20 protein-coding genes are annotated in these 15,252 nt (G+C 26.5%); 2 read left to right on the forward strand and 18 right to left on the reverse strand.

Features of this window, described 5'->3' with window-relative positions; genetic code table 11:
• Positions 1–3: 3 nt before the first annotated feature.
• The 12 genes from FVE75_RS05555 to FVE75_RS05610 all read right to left on the reverse strand — a co-directional run bounded on the left by FVE75_RS05555 (position 4) and on the right by FVE75_RS05610 (position 7,794).
• Positions 4–441 carry a P-loop NTPase family protein gene (locus tag FVE75_RS05555; protein WP_147005599.1) on the reverse strand — a complete coding sequence of 146 codons (438 nt, stop codon included), beginning with the start codon at positions 439–441 and terminating at the stop codon, positions 4–6.
• 29 nt (positions 442–470) lie between these two features.
• The gene (locus FVE75_RS05560; protein WP_147005600.1) at positions 471–794 is read right to left on the reverse strand and encodes a dynamin family protein; all 324 of its coding nucleotides are present in this window, start codon (positions 792–794) and stop codon (positions 471–473) included.
• An 11-nt stretch (positions 795–805) separates the two neighbouring features.
• The gene (locus FVE75_RS05565) at positions 806–1,132 is read right to left on the reverse strand and encodes a hypothetical protein (RefSeq protein ID WP_172618788.1); all 327 of its coding nucleotides are present in this window, start codon (positions 1,130–1,132) and stop codon (positions 806–808) included.
• 2 nt (positions 1,133–1,134) lie between these two features.
• Positions 1,135–1,362 (reverse strand): hypothetical protein, encoded by a 228-nt coding sequence (locus FVE75_RS05570; protein ID WP_147005602.1) that lies wholly within the window; start codon positions 1,360–1,362, stop codon positions 1,135–1,137.
• Between the two features lie 29 nt (positions 1,363–1,391).
• On the reverse strand, positions 1,392–1,952 hold the full coding sequence (locus FVE75_RS05575; RefSeq protein ID WP_147005603.1) for a dynamin family protein: 561 nt from the start codon (positions 1,950–1,952) through the stop codon (positions 1,392–1,394).
• Between the two features lies 1 nt (position 1,953).
• The gene (locus FVE75_RS11690; protein ID WP_147005604.1) at positions 1,954–2,181 is read right to left on the reverse strand and encodes a dynamin family protein; all 228 of its coding nucleotides are present in this window, start codon (positions 2,179–2,181) and stop codon (positions 1,954–1,956) included.
• 698 nt (positions 2,182–2,879) lie between these two features.
• The gene (locus tag FVE75_RS05585; RefSeq protein ID WP_147005605.1) at positions 2,880–3,746 is read right to left on the reverse strand and encodes an HPr family phosphocarrier protein; all 867 of its coding nucleotides are present in this window, start codon (positions 3,744–3,746) and stop codon (positions 2,880–2,882) included.
• 47 nt (positions 3,747–3,793) lie between these two features.
• Positions 3,794–4,726, reverse strand: coding sequence for a helix-turn-helix transcriptional regulator (locus tag FVE75_RS05590; protein ID WP_147005606.1), 933 nt, complete (start codon positions 4,724–4,726; stop codon positions 3,794–3,796).
• A 252-nt stretch (positions 4,727–4,978) separates the two neighbouring features.
• On the reverse strand, positions 4,979–5,359 hold the full coding sequence (locus tag FVE75_RS05595; RefSeq protein ID WP_147005607.1) for a type II toxin-antitoxin system PemK/MazF family toxin: 381 nt from the start codon (positions 5,357–5,359) through the stop codon (positions 4,979–4,981).
• Positions 5,359–5,850: a Panacea domain-containing protein gene (locus FVE75_RS05600; RefSeq protein ID WP_147005608.1), complete on the reverse strand. Its 492-nt coding sequence runs from the start codon at positions 5,848–5,850 to the stop codon at positions 5,359–5,361. Before FVE75_RS05600 ends, FVE75_RS05595 begins: the two co-directional genes overlap by 1 nt.
• 90 nt (positions 5,851–5,940) lie before the next feature.
• The gene (locus tag FVE75_RS05605) at positions 5,941–6,888 is read right to left on the reverse strand and encodes a hypothetical protein (protein ID WP_232052458.1); all 948 of its coding nucleotides are present in this window, start codon (positions 6,886–6,888) and stop codon (positions 5,941–5,943) included.
• Between the two features lie 147 nt (positions 6,889–7,035).
• Positions 7,036–7,794 (reverse strand): tRNA threonylcarbamoyladenosine dehydratase, encoded by a 759-nt coding sequence (locus tag FVE75_RS05610; protein ID WP_147006452.1) that lies wholly within the window; start codon positions 7,792–7,794, stop codon positions 7,036–7,038.
• Positions 7,795–8,311: 517 nt separating this feature from the next.
• On the opposite strand from FVE75_RS05610, the gene htpX reads away from it, so the two are divergent.
• On the forward strand, positions 8,312–9,178 hold the full coding sequence (gene htpX, locus FVE75_RS05615) for a zinc metalloprotease HtpX (protein WP_147005609.1): 867 nt from the start codon (positions 8,312–8,314) through the stop codon (positions 9,176–9,178).
• Positions 9,179–9,861: 683 nt separating this feature from the next.
• Here htpX and FVE75_RS05625 read toward each other — a convergent pair.
• The 4 genes from FVE75_RS05625 to FVE75_RS05640 all read right to left on the reverse strand — a co-directional run bounded on the left by FVE75_RS05625 (position 9,862) and on the right by FVE75_RS05640 (position 12,797).
• Positions 9,862–10,071: a DUF1858 domain-containing protein gene (locus FVE75_RS05625; RefSeq protein ID WP_021744967.1), complete on the reverse strand. Its 210-nt coding sequence runs from the start codon at positions 10,069–10,071 to the stop codon at positions 9,862–9,864.
• 295 nt (positions 10,072–10,366) lie between these two features.
• Positions 10,367–11,002: a superoxide dismutase gene (locus tag FVE75_RS05630; RefSeq protein WP_147005610.1), complete on the reverse strand. Its 636-nt coding sequence runs from the start codon at positions 11,000–11,002 to the stop codon at positions 10,367–10,369.
• Between the two features lie 231 nt (positions 11,003–11,233).
• A complete protein-coding gene (locus FVE75_RS05635; protein ID WP_147005611.1) occupies positions 11,234–11,911 on the reverse strand; it encodes a response regulator transcription factor in 678 nt (225 codons plus the stop codon).
• Positions 11,912–11,984: 73 nt separating this feature from the next.
• Entirely contained in the window at positions 11,985–12,797 is an 813-nt protein-coding gene (locus FVE75_RS05640) for an Mrp/NBP35 family ATP-binding protein (RefSeq protein ID WP_147005612.1), read from the reverse strand.
• Positions 12,798–13,160: 363 nt separating this feature from the next.
• Between FVE75_RS05640 and FVE75_RS05645 the strand changes: the two genes are divergently transcribed.
• Complete coding sequence (locus FVE75_RS05645) at positions 13,161–13,733, forward strand: YiiX/YebB-like N1pC/P60 family cysteine hydrolase (RefSeq protein WP_147005613.1); 573 nt, start codon at positions 13,161–13,163, stop codon at positions 13,731–13,733.
• A gap of 165 nt (positions 13,734–13,898) precedes the next feature.
• Here FVE75_RS05645 and metA read toward each other — a convergent pair whose 3' ends face one another.
• Positions 13,899–14,837, reverse strand: a complete 939-nt coding sequence (metA, locus tag FVE75_RS05650) for a homoserine O-acetyltransferase MetA (RefSeq protein WP_147005614.1) — start codon at positions 14,835–14,837, stop codon at positions 13,899–13,901.
• Positions 14,828–15,229: a hypothetical protein gene (locus FVE75_RS05655; RefSeq protein WP_147005615.1), complete on the reverse strand. Its 402-nt coding sequence runs from the start codon at positions 15,227–15,229 to the stop codon at positions 14,828–14,830. The genes metA and FVE75_RS05655 overlap by 10 nt, the downstream gene beginning before the upstream one ends.
• Positions 15,230–15,252 lie beyond the last annotated feature (23 nt).

Genomic DNA, 15,252 nt, shown 5'->3' on the forward strand with positions numbered 1-15,252 from the left:
CTTTTACATTTCTAATATTTTTCTTTCTAATAATTTTATACCTGAATTTTTCAACAGCATCTCATATTTATTATTTTCTATCTTTTCATCAGATATTTTACAATTATAATATTTAGATAAATTCCAATATTCTTTTTTAAATTTTCTTGCTAATTCATCCACATCTTCCAGCATATCTTCATTATGTATTTCATCAAATATTTTTTGCTTTGCAAGAAAACCAGCATGTGCAGAAATTGGACAAACTATCGGATCTTTAAATCCTATTTTTTTTAATTCTTTATTCACATTCATTATGGTATCTTCAATAGAATCTTCTCCTTTCCTAAAACTATCTAATTTATTGATTACAAAAATAATTTTGTTATCTTTCTTATTTCTAAAAATATAATTCAAATAATTAAAATTATCTGTACTGCTTATATTTTCAGCATTAAGCACATATAATAAAACATCATAATCTTTTTCTTTTAATTTTTTTCTGTTATAGATTTATCATCGCTTCTCAATGAAGAATTTATTCCAGGAGTATCTATAAAACATACTTTATTTTTATCAAAGCCTCTAAAATAACTTGATACCAGTATTTTATCTTGGGTATTATTCTTGTCATTTTCTAATAATGTTTCTTGTGTTGCATTTAAAGAAAGTTCATTATCAAATTCATAAATATTTCCATCTTCATAAGGTTTATTATAAATATAATGCAATTTTTCAGTACAAGCTTCATTTGTTACCTTACTAATCTTTTTCCCTATTAAAGCATTTATAAGCGTTGATTTTCCCGCACTCATTGTTGCTGTAATTAATACTTTTTTCTCTTTTGATTATTAAAATTATTATTTTCTTTCCAAAGTTTTATATAATCTTTTAACCCATTAAATTCTTGGATAATTTCTCCATTTTCATATAAAATGTTATATAAATCCATAAATTTTTGAGGAAATTTATATAATTCTTCAAACTCTTTAATAATTTCATGCGCCTTCTCTTTTTCATAAAAAGAATTGATATACAAGCAATCACATAACAAGAAATATTTAAATTTCATAAAACTTTTGTTTCTAAATGATTTAGTTATGTCTATTTCTTTTTCATCCTCGTTGTTTTTTAATAATTTTATTTTATACATTTCTAAGATTTTCTCTGAAAAATATCTGTAGAATATTTATTTTTAAAGTATTCCAATGTTTTGTAATACATATTTCTAAATTCAAAACTTTCTTTTGAGTATGTAGTTTTAAAAATTAACTTCTTTATATTTTCTATTATCTGCTGACTTTTGCTTTTATTTTCATATCTAAATATTAAATTTCGCTGCATTATTTGAGAATTCCTAAAAATATCTAATGCTATTTCCATTTATCTTTCCTTTCTTTAAAAATTTAAACCTACATTTCCAATATTTTCTGTTCTAATAATCTAATTCCTGAATTTATTAATAAGGTTTCGTATTTATTATTTTGTAATTCAGTTATGTTATTATCATAATATTTTGACAAATTCCAGTATTCTTTTTTAAATTTTCTTTCTAACTCTAATAATTCATCTAGCATATCTTCATCTTGAATTCCACTATATAAATGCTGTTTAGCTAAAAAACCAGCATGTGCGGAGATTGGACAAATTATCGGATTCTCAAATCCTACTTTTAATAACTCCTTTTTAACATTTTTAATACTGTCTTCAATGGAATCTTCTCCTTTCCTAAAGCTATCTAATTTATTAATTACAAAAATAATATTATTACTCTTTTTATTTTGTAAAATATAATTCAGATGATTAAAATTATCTGTACTACTCATATTTTCAGCATTTAATACATATAATAAAATATCATAATCTTCTTCTTTTATTTTTTTTTCTGTTATAGACTTATCATTACTTCTTAATGAAGAATTAACACCAGGAGTATCAATTAAGCAATAACTATAATCATCATTCTTTAACATTCTAAAATAAGTTGATACATAAATATTTTTTTCGATTTTTTATATTATTTTCTAATAATTCATTTTCTGTTGCATTTAAATTCAATGATTTGTCATATTTATAATTTTTATTATCCTCAAAAGGTTTATCATAAAAATAATGAATTTTAGCCGTGCATGCTTCATTAGTAACCTTACTTACCTTTTTTCCTATTAAAGCATTTATAAGTGTTGATTTTCCCGCACTCATCGTTGCTGTTAATAATACTTCTTTTTTCTTTTTAGCTAACTCGTTAATCTTTGTTTCTAATAAATTCTTCTACATATTCTTTACTATTTTTAAATTTATTTAAATCTTTTTTCAATAGATTTCGTATCTAAACAATATTTTTTAAAATTTTCTAATTTATTTTCTCTAAAATAGAAATGTAAGTCTTTTGCTAATTCAAATTTGTAATTTGTTAACATACAAATACAATATATATCACATAATAAATAATTTTGGTACTTGTGAAGTTTGTTAATTTTATCTTTTATTTCTAGTTTACTAAAATTTCTTTTTACTCTTATTCTTTTATTAGTTAATTCACTTCTTAATAATTTTAAATATTCCATACTAAAATAATCATTTCTATTATATTTTCCAACAAAGAATTTTAAAATTTCAAAATAACTTCTTTTAAATGTTCTTCCGCTTGGAATATTGGATTATTACTTTTATTAGATATTTTTAAACTTTTAAAAATAATTTCATTTTATTTTTCCTCCTGACTACTAAACAACTAATTTCTTTCAAAATTTTTACACATTCACAATTATATCTTAATTTCAAATATTTTTCAAATTTTTTATTAACTTGTTTCAATAAAAATTCAGATTCATAGTTATTTATGTTTTTTATTTTTAAATAATATCACAAACTTTTTATTTAAAATCCAATTTTTATTATCACCACCACTCTATCTTCGGCATTTTAAAATTTTTATCAAATTCCATCAAAAACTCTTTATACGTAGGAACAATTATTTTTCTAGAATCCTCATATTTAAGTGTATTCTTTAATGAAACTATATATGCATTTCCAAGTTTTCTTGTTACTTCAGACATTATCGAACCTGGAACATTAAAATACACATACGGAATCATTGATTCTGCTAATTTTTCTTCCAAATTATTTTTTTTCACATCTTCTTCTATAATATCTTTAATTCTCTTTTTTATAGCAGGAACTATTGTCCACATCGAATTATTAATTCTAAATTTCTTGTCAATTCGATAAACCATAACATCCCAAATTCTTTCAATTGAAGTTTTAATATCAAAGTCAGGCCCTGCCATCAAATCAAATGGATGAATAATATATCCCCCAATACCTGGTCGATTATTTCTACGGCTACACATTATTCTCTTTCCAATTGTAAGATTATCTTTGTTAGATGCGGCTTCTTCAACAATTTTTTCTAATTCCTTTTCTATTTCTTTTGGAATTTTGTTTTTGTTTTTTTCCAGTTCTTCCTGTTCATCCACAATTGCCATTTCCTGCTTGCATATATCTTCTTCAGCTATAATTCCTAAAAGATTTGATACTATTTCCAATGCTTCTTCCTCGTCAGCTCCATCTGCATAAATAGTGATTTCTGAACCCATTTTAATTCCAAAACCGCTTAACATCAATGGAGATTTGTTTTTTATTTTTTTTCCACCATACTCAATTACAATTTTACTTTCAAATTCTCGTGCTTTTTGCATAACCTCTTTAGCAAAATATATGTCTATTCCGTAGCGGTAATTAAAAGTTATTGTTTTACTAACCATTTTTCTATCTCCCTTACCTAATGTGTATTCAAAATACTTGTTAAAATTTAATCTTCCAATATTTTAACTCTATCTCCTTGGCTTCTAAGCCACATTTTAATTCCTTCTTCTCCGTAAATTTCAGCCCAAATCGTATATTTTTTCATATTATTTCCCAAATTTTCCTCTTTCTTTATTTCTGCCGTCGGCAACCTATCCAGAACTACTTCTTTCAACCCTGTATATTCAAATTTTACTCTATGTAATTTTCCTGAATACATAAATTGTATTCTTTTTCTAAATTCCCCATCTTCAAATCTTGAACTATATGGAATATCAAATTTTTTATTTGTATTTCTAACTTCCGTTATTCTGTCAATCCTAAAGACAATTGGTATCTCATCGTCTTTATTTACCATAAATACAATTAGATAAAAGTAAAATTCTGAAAACATTATTGAAAGTGGCTTTACTGCATGAAATTTCTTTTTTCCAATGTTAGATGTATATTCAATTTCTATAATTTTTCTGTCGGTAATGTATTTAGATAAATCCCAAATTGATTTAAGGAGAGGCTTTCCATGTTGTAATTGAACATAGTTAAATCTCTCATTTTTTATAATTTTTTCAATTCTCTTATAGCTGTCGTTACTGGCTGCCTGATTTGCTATTTTCCTTAAAAGAATCTCTAATTCTTCCTTGCAAAATGCTCTACTTTCCAGCAGTATTTTACTAATTGCCAATATTTCTTCATTAGTAAATACATTTATATTCACATCTTTTTGCAGCTCATAGCCCTCTTTTTGCCAATTATATACGACCTTGCTTTGGTTTTTTTCAGCATAATAACTGTTTAATGTATCAAAATCACGCTGAATACTCTTTTCACTAACTCCATATTTCTCAGACAATTTTTTCTTTTTTAAAATTTCCCCTTTTTCCAGTTTTTCCTTAATTTCTATAAACCTAAATAACTTCTCTGTTTTTACTGACTTTTCCATCTTTCACCTTTCCATAAAATTTAGCGAATCAATATTTTCATTTTATTTATAATTTGTATATCCTTAGAATTATACCTCAAAAAAAGACTTTTCCAATTTATAATGAATTATATCATAATAAGTTGGACACTTTTTGTCCATATCTACAAAAATTTATAAAATTATTAACTTTAGTAAAGTTATTTTAAATAAATCAACAAAAAAATCACAGCTAACTTAATAACTGTGATTCTTATTCTTAAAATACTTTCACTATTCTAAAAGTCCTTCCATAATTTCATTGTGAAATTGCTCCACTTTTTCCACTATTTCTAAAAATGGCTCTTCGTAATCTAATTTCAAATCTCCTATTATAACACTTGTATCTATTTGCTGTCTTGGTATTGAAACTATTCTGTGTGTTCTAACATAGGACAATCTTGTCAAATTTATTTTAGGAAATTTTACTGGATCTATTTCTATATCGTATATCGGATTTACGTTTGCTCTATTTGAAATACTTGAGATAGGAAGGACTACATAATCATCATTAACAGGACTTTTTAGTACTAATGCAGGTCTTGATTTAATGGAATTTCTTTGTAATCTCATATCATAATATTGGGTTAAACATTTGACTATTTTACCTATCATTAAACCATCACTTTATAATCTTCAAATTCATCATAATACATATCCCACATATAATCATAAGGTCTTACTTTTTTTGCATCTTCTCTTATATCTTCCATTTTAATTTTCACATTTCCATTTTCTTCCTTTTTAAGTCCTTTTCGTGAGTTAAGCCATGAAGTTTCTTTATGTGTCAATGCACTTAATTTCCACGAGGCTAATGCCCCGTATTCTTGAATTATGTTATTTATTATGTATTTACTTTCGCTTTTTATATCTTCTGTTTGTGCATTTATACCATCTTCAGTAAAAACTGTTCTAACCTCCCTAGAAACAGGTCCATACTTCCACCCCTCAAATACTTCGTTAAAAAGAGGCTGATTTAAAATAGCAAATGTTTCTCTCTGTGAAAAATATAATAATTTTTGCAATTTCATTTCATCAATAATTTCTTCTGTTACTCTTTTATATTCATTGAAAATATACTGAGCAACATTTATTATTTTTTCCATATTACCATCTCCTTAACTACTATTTAATAATTAAATTATACCCTTTTTACTACAAAAGTGCAATCAAAATTTTTAATATTGCATTTCCTTTCAATTCTTTCTACCTCCACCAATCTTCTCAAAAACAATTGACTTTGTCACTACATAAAGCAAAATCGCTATTAATAACGGCAATACAATTGATGTCAATAAAATTATTCCAATAATAACTGGCGTATTTTCAACTAAGTCTTTTGATATAACATTTATTTCTTTTGAGAAATTATCAATCTTGACTTTTGCACTGTCAATTTGTCCTGGAATATTAAAAATACTCTTTGATTGATCTAATGAAAGCATTTCGTCTTTCACTTTATTTAGCTTTCCTAAATCCTGATTTAGCTCAACAATTGCAGGCTCTTTATATTCTTTTTCAAAATAGCTCGAAATTGTCGAGTTTACAAATATCGCACTTGGTAAAACTATGTAAATATAAAGTAATATGAAAAACGAATATTTAGAAATCTTTCTAAAAATTCTTGTAACTTTGTTTTTATAAATAGTATATGGAAAAATTGTGATTAATGAAATAAACGTCAAAATTGTAGCTAATTTTACTTTAAAAATTTCATAATAAATAGTTTCCAGCTTCAGTATAACAACGCTCGCAAGTGACACTTTCCATAAAATATTTATCATATCGTAAATAGGCTGAATAATGTCTCCAATCTCAATTTCCATTCCGACAATCATACTGACATTAACCGTACTACCTTCAATAATATCCGTAGTTCCTTTCAAAAGCGACAATGTTAAAAACATCTTTTTAGATTCTTCATAAGTTTTTTCCAAGTACGGCATTGTTAAATTTTTAAAAAAGTTAAAAATCGTATGTTCAAAGATTTTATCCATTATTCCAAAAATACATAAAATCAATCCAATTACAATTAATATTTTAACCAATAGGTTCTTGCTATCTGATTCCCATTTAGGAGAATCATTTTTCTTCATTTTTTTTTCTTCATTTACTGTTAATACAGCTTCTTTTCTTTCTTCCAATCAATTTCACTCCTTTTTCTATTTCAATTGTTTTCAAACATTTATTAAGAGGTACAAACTTGCTTAATAATTTATTTTAAAAGTTATAATATTAAAACTAAGTTGTTAAATAATTTAAATAATTAAGATATTTAACATTACCTATATTTAATCCCACTCCAATAACTTTCTCACTACATAAGAAGCTAGTACAAGACCAGCTGCTCCTGGGACAAACGAATTACTTCCAGGCGTAGTTTTTCTCGGAATTTTATTATTTTCCCTAAATTCAGTTGGCATTTCTTCCTTAAATAGTTCTGACTTATTTGGATGTACAGGTATTTCTTTTGAAAATGCAACTGGAACATTTATAATCCCTTTCTTTTTCAAAATACTTCTGATAGTTCTTGCCATTGGACAAACAGAGGTATTTTTTATTTTTGCAATTTCTATCATTTCAGGGTGCATCTTGTTCCCAAATCCCATTGAAGAAATAATATTTATGTTATTTTTCACACAATATTCAATCAGATTAATTTTACTCCCGATGACATCGATAGCATCCACAACAAAATCATATTTGTTATTTCCCAAAACTTCATCTACATCGTCATAAACTAATCTTTTTACAAGTTCAACCTTACAATCTGGATTAATGTCCAAAATTCTGTCTTTCATAACATCAATCTTAGACTTACCGATTGTGCTTCTAAGCGAATGCAGCTGTCTATTAATATTCGACTCCGAAATCTCATCAAAATCAACCATAGTAATTTGCCCAACTCCTGCACGTACCAAAGCCTCCACAGTATAAGAGCCAACCCCGCCAACTCCAAAAATTATAACTCTAGATTTTCCCAATTTCTCAATCCCTTCTTCCCCAACCATCATAGAAAACCTAGCAAATGTCTGATTTTTATCACTCATTTTTAAATTATTTCCCCTTTCAATATCCATTTTTCTTTTCTCTATCTAAAATTTTCTCATATTATATCATAAATCTAGAAAATGTAAATAGCGAGAATATAAATTTTTTTATTATAAAGTTTTTATTTGACACCTTTAATTTACTCTATTCTTATACTATGAATCCTGGATTAAGTAATAAATGTTTTATAAATTTTTGAATTGTATATTTAACCCTAATACAATTTCTGTTTTACTATTTTTTGCAGGATTGCTCATTGCCGTAAATTCTTATCTTGCATGAAAGATTTATCCTGACAAATAAAAACTTCCCCAGTTTATTAAGATAAAAAAATTATATTTCAATTATTTGGAAATACTAATTTTTAATTCTTTGTTGAAAAAAATTTTAATATATTCGTTGTTTAAATACACCATTTGTATTAAATATTTATAAAATAAATATAATTATTGAAAAAAATATTAATTTATAATATAATACTTTTGCATAAATTAAAAGAAAGGAAAAAAGATACTTATGTTTATAAATACTATGAAAACAGGTTTTTTAATGTTTGGATTAGTTTTTCTCTTTGTAGCAATTGGTGGTATATTGGGAAATCAGCAAGGGGCATTGATTGGACTTCTGATTGCTGGGGGAATGAGTTTTTATAGCTACTGGTTTAGTGATAAAATGGTTATAAGAGCTTATAATGGACAGGAAGTTACTCCTGAAAATAATCCAAGATTGTATCAATTGATACAAAGATTAGCTAAAAACGCCAATTTACCAATGCCAAAAATTTATATAATTCCAGAACGTCAGCCAAACGCCTTTGCAACCGGAAGAAATCCTCAAAATGCCGCAGTTGCCTGTACTGCTGGATTACTAGAAATGATGGATGACAATGAACTGGCTGGAGTTATGGCTCACGAATTAGGTCATATAAAGCATCGTGATATTTTGGTTAGTACAATTGCTGCCACTTTTGCCGGAGCTATTGCCAATATTGCAAGATTTTTACCTTATGTTTCAAGCGGAAATAATAGAGATGGGAATAGAAGAAGAAATAATGTTGGAACTGCAATGCTTCTTTCTTTTTTAGCTCCAATAGCAGCTTCTATAATTCAAATGTCTATTTCAAGAAAAAGAGAATACATGGCAGACAGAGCTGGAGCTGAATATTCAGGAAATCCATTATATTTACGTAACGCACTGCAAAAATTGGAGAGTTACAGTCACAATATCGCCATGAATAGACAAGATCCTACAACAGCCCATATGTTCATAATAAATCCATTTTCAGGCCTTGGAAATCTTAAAAATTTATTTAGCACACACCCTTCTACTGATGATAGAATAAGAGAACTTGAAAAAATGGCAAGAGAACAACATTTATTATAGTTTTTTAGTTTGATTTTAATGACATTTATAATACATTACAAAATAACTAAAGTTAACTCTTTCATTTTATCTTGAGAATTTATCTTAAATATGATAAAATGTATAAAAACTATGAAATATGGAGAATTAGATATGATAAATGCCTTTACATTTTTAACATTACTATTACTTTTTGTACGAATTTATTCACTTGTATCTCTGTTATTCCTAAACGGGAAGCGAGTGCAATTTGCAGAAAGAATAACCGTACTTGTACTACTTTTTGAAGTACTAACGATATTATTATATAGCTTTTTTACTTCATTCCGTTACTTATTACCTCCAGCCTTAATGTTATTAAAAACTCAAAAATTTTTATTTTTAACAAATTTTTCAACAGTGCTTTTATTTTATTCACTTTTGAATCTAGCATTAAGTTTCACTTTTGGAAGCCAAAGTATTTTTAAATTTATAAATAGATTTTTAGTTGGAATAATTTTGTTAACAAATATTATTTATGGTTTTATATTAATAATATAATTTTATACGAAAATTTCTTTAATGTTAAAGTAAAAGATTAGAAATTTTTTCAAATTTAATTGATTAGATTAGTTTAATAAAAAATTTAAAATTTAGTACAGAATAAAAAAATAGGTAATTTATAGTATTTTTACTAATATATTACCTATTTTTATTTACCTTCGTTATCCTTCTTGTTTTTCAAGAACCATATTTACTTCTTCAATAATCATATCTGGATTTAATCCATGAACAGCGATTCCTTCTCCCAAAGTTTCTGCACTTGAAATAATACACCCAACACATCCAAGTCCATATCTCATAAGTACTTGTGCAATAATTGGATATTTTTCAACTGCTTCCATTATATTCATATCTTTTGTTACTCTTTCCATAATTATCTCCTCCTATTTAAAATTTTATTTTAATATTTATCTATCCTTGTTAAGTATAGCAGATTAAATAATTTCAGTCAACTTTTATAAACAAATATCTCTTGTCCAAATTATAGTCAAGAGATTTAAAAATTAAAGTAAAAATTAGTAAATTGCCTAATCTATAACTTAATCTTACTCTCTTTTTTTATTAGAATTATTGTTATTTAAGGTTTTTAGATAAGAAAAAGATTGAACTAGAATTATTATAACCAACATTTCCAATTCAATCTATAACTTTACTTATTACTTTAGCTTATTTTAAAGCTTCGTATTTTTTAGATACTTCATCCCAGTTTATAACATTGAAAAATGCTGAAATATAATCTGGACGTCTATTTTGATAATTTAGATAATATGCATGTTCCCATACATCTATTCCTAAGATTGGAGTTCCTTGTGAACATCCGCAAGGAGTTGCTCCTGGCATTAATGGATTGTCTTGATTTGCAGTTGAAGTTACTTTTAATTTTCCATCTTTATTTACAACAAGCCAAGCCCATCCTGATCCAAATCTAGTTGCTGCAGCTTGTGCAAATTTTTCTTTAAATGCTTCAAAACTTCCAAATGCTTCATTAATTTTTTCTGCTAATTCTCCAGTAGGTGCTCCACCTGCATTAGGTGCCATTATTTCAAAATAAAGGTTATGGTTATAATATCCACCTCCATTATTTCTAACAGCTCCTCTTATTTCTTCTGGTAATACATCTAAATTTGCTAAGATTTCCTCAATTGGTTTTTCCAAAAATTGTGGTGCATTATTTTTCAATGTATCATTTAAATTATTAGTATACGCTGCATGGTGCTTTCCATAATGTATTTCCATAGTTTTTGCATCAATATTTGGCTCTAATGCGTCAAAATTGTAAGTTAATTCTATTTGTTTAAACATTTTTATCACTCCTAATCTATTTTTATGATACATTTTAGCACATTATTTTTATAAAATCAATAAAAATTTATATTTTTTATGAATTTGTTATTATTACAATTATGAACTAGTTAATTAATTTTTTCACTATTTTATGTAAACTGAGAATTTATAATTTTTTTCAAAATTATTTAATAAACTCAGTAATTTAAAGATTAAAATAGAATAATTTACAAATTCAATTTAAAATAACTATTCTTTTATGATATATCCTACACTTCTTACAGTCTTAATAATCTTCTGTTCGTGTCCTTTATCTATTTTTGATCTTAAAAAATTAACATACACATCTACAATATTACTTTCTGAAACAAAGTCTATATCCCATATTTTTTCAGAAATCATTGTTCTTGTAAGCACTCTATTTTTATTTCTAAGGAAATATTCCAGTAATAGAAACTCTTTATTTGTCAATTCTATTTCTTTTCCATCACGTTTAACTTCCCTGTTTGCAGGATTTAATGTCAAGTCATAAGCTGTTAATATTCCCATTTCATCTTCAGTAAGACGTTTATTAAGGATTCTTACTATTGCCCTGAATTTTGCTGAAAGTTCTTCCAGTCTGAAATCATTATATATGTAGTCATCTATTCCTTTTAACAGGGCCTCTGTTTTTGCGTATCTGTCATCTTGTTCGATTGCCATTAGAATATAACTTTGTCTTTTATATCTTATTATTCTTTCTATTGCTAATGGAAAATCTTCAATTGAGGTAATATCTAAAAAAGAAATATCAAGAGATTCTGTCTTCAAGGCATCCAACATTTGTTCCTCATTTTCTGCCAATATGACATTAAAACTTAATTCTTTTAATAATTGTCCTACAACCATTCTGGTTTTTTCATTTTTATTAAATACTAATACTTTCATTTTTTTATCGCATAATAAATATATTGAAATATGACAATATATTTAAAATACTTCTCCTTTCACATTTATTTTCTTACTTTTCATCTTCTTGTTCCAATTTTTTAATTACTTTAGTAATTATATCGTTCATTTTTCTTGACGCTAAAGAATCGTTTGAAATAAATGGTAACCCATTATCACTAGATTCCACAATATTTCTATCTAATGGTATTGAGCCTAGAAAGTCTGTTTTTTTCTCTTGTGCCATTTTTTCGGCTCCGCCTTTTTTAAAGATATTCACTTCCTTTTGACAGTCAGGGCAAATAAAACCACTCATATTTTCGATTACACCGAGTACATTCAAGTTAATCAATTTTGCAAAATTTATTGCTCTTGTAGAATCCAGCAAAGAAACTTTTTGTGGTGTTGTAACAATGATTGCTTTTGAGTCTGTCCCTATATTTTGTGCAATCCCTAATGTTTCATCACCAGTTCCAGGCGGTAAATCAACTATTAAAAAATCGATTTCTCCCCATTTAATTCCTTCCAGCATTTCCATTATCGCTGTAATTTTTTGCGGACCTTTCCACACAACTGGAGAATTATCGGGTACAAAAAAACTTAATGACGATATATGTAAATTCTCCATTACTTCCAATGGTTCAGAAATTTTTGAAAGCTTTACTCCTTCTTTTCCGAACATAATAGGAATATTGGGTCCATGTAAATCAGCATCTAGAATACCAACTTTATATCCTCGTAATGATAATCCATAAGCTAAGTTGACAGCAGTCGTTGTTTTTCCAACTCCACCCTTTCCACTCATCACTACTATTTTATGCTTAATTTTGGACATATTGGAATCAATCCTTTGCTTTCGTTCAGCTAAAGCTGGATTAGTTTGCATTCATTCCTCCTATTCTAAAAATATTATAATTTTATTTAACTTCCCTGCTTTAATTAAATCATAAACTTAGAAAAAATACAAGCAATTTTTTACATTTTTTTCAAAAAAAATTAATTTTTTTGTTACAATAAATAAATCATGTAAAAATATTTTTTATTGAAAAAATAGACTGGACTAATTCTCTTTTTTTTTATATAATATAGGTAAGCTATCTTTAAAATAAGCCTTTTTTACGAAAATTAATTTCTATTAGGCTAATTACTAGACATGAATATTATTTTAAATTACAGGATTATTTTAGTCATGTTTTAAAGAATTTTAAATGTATAGATTTGATTACATAGAAAGGAATGATTATAATTTATGAATATTTGTTTAAAAGAAAATATAAAAAGACTATTATTATTTTTAATATTTACTCTTGCTCTTATATGTAAAACAAAACCAGAAGATAAGTATATCTGGTACTCTCCACGGGAAGTTATATCGAATGCTGACAAATTACAGCCTGGAGATATTCTCATATTATCAAAAAGACCTACTTTACGTTCAATGTGGGGGCATGCGGCTGTCTTAAATGAACACAAAAAAATTGTTGAGTTTCCATCATATTCTGCTGGCTATAGTGAAAGTCCAATATATGCCTGGCAAAATATAAATAGAAAAGTGGCTATTTTTAGATTAAAAGGAATTGACGACAAATTTAAATCCGTTCTATTCAAAGAAATAAATGAAACTATAACAAAACCTTATGGATTAACATTCCATAAAAATTTTGATAAAAGACTCTATTGTTCACAGTTTGTATATTTAGTCTTTAAAAAAGCTGGCGAAAAGACTGGACGTGAAGTTAATCTTGATTCCAATGGTGGCGGTTGGGTTATGCCATTTGATATAATGGATTCAGATTTGCTTGAAAATGTTTCACTTTATTAATTTTTTTAGTATTGTTTAAAAATTTATTTCTTTATTTAAGCGGAGTTTAGTATTAAATCTATTATTTAATTAACTGGAAATGAAAAAGCTGTTTTGTAAAGCCTCTCTTATTTTAAAAAATTAGAACAAACTTTACTAAACAGCTTTTTATTATATAATTTTTTATTAAATCTGTGAGTCAGATGTATTTCTCAGTGTTGTAAGATCATAAGGTGTTCCCTGATAAACGTGATGATTTATCCAATTAGAAAACAATAAATTTGCATGAGCCCGCCACACAAAAACTGGTTTTTTACTTACATCATTATCTGGATAATAATTAAATGGTATTTTTATATCTTTTCCTAATCTTATATCTCTTTCATACTCTTTTGCAAGTGTCATTCTATCATATTCTAGATGTCCCATAATAAAAATATTTCGCTTATCTCTACTACAGACAATACTAATCCCAGCCTCTTTAGAATATGCAATAATTTCCAATTCATCAACTTTTTTTATATCTTCTGCACGAACTTCAGTATGTCTTGACTGTGGCATATTAAACACTTCATCAAATCCACGCAGCAACATTGTATGACGAATATCAATTTTCAAAGGGTAAATCCCAAAAAGTTTTTCTTTTAATGGATATTTCTTTATTCCATAATGATAATAAAGAGCTGCCTGTGCTCCCCAACAGATACACATTGTTGAATATACATGTGTCTTGCTCCATTCCATCACTTCTGCCAATTCTTTCCAATAAATAACTTCTTCAAAAGATAAATTTTCTACTGGTGCTCCTGTTATAATCAACCCATCAAAATAATCGTTCTTTATATCCTTAAAAGTTTTATAAAAATTTGACATATGTTCCTTCGATACGTTCTTTGAAACATAAGAGGCCATTTTTAAGAATGTAACTTCCATTTGTAAAGGGGTATTACTAAGTAATCTTAGTAATTGTGTTTCTGTTTCTATTTTTGTAGGCATTAAATTTATTATTATAAATTTTAAAGGACGAATATCTTGCGACAATGCTCTATTTTCATCCATTACAAAGATGTTCTCCTTTGCTAAAATATCTACAGCCGGCAAGTTATTTGGTATTTTTATAGGCATTGCATATTCTCCTTTCTTTTTAGTTTATTTATAACAAAGCACTTATATTCAAATATTCTATAGATATTATAAATAAAAAATAATACAATATTCATTAACAGTATTTTTATCAAAAAGATATTCCGCACATCTTTTTGTTTCACTTCATCAGGTATTTCCTCTTTTATTTTTTTCAATTTTAAATAACTGTAAGTCATTAATGCTACTTTTAAGACAATATATATAAGAATATTAAATATTGTGATTACAACAAAAATAATTAATCCTGTTATCACATTGCTAAAAATTTCATCTTGCATTTTTAATTTTAAATAAACAATTATAGATAATTCTGGTAATAATGAAATTAATAACCAACTGAATTTTTCTGTTGCAGTCAACTGTTTATCCATAATCCACCCTCCATTAGTTAATA

The sequence above is a fragment of the Leptotrichia hongkongensis genome (genome assembly GCF_007990635.1).
Lineage (GTDB): Bacteria > Fusobacteriota > Fusobacteriia > Fusobacteriales > Leptotrichiaceae > Leptotrichia > Leptotrichia hongkongensis.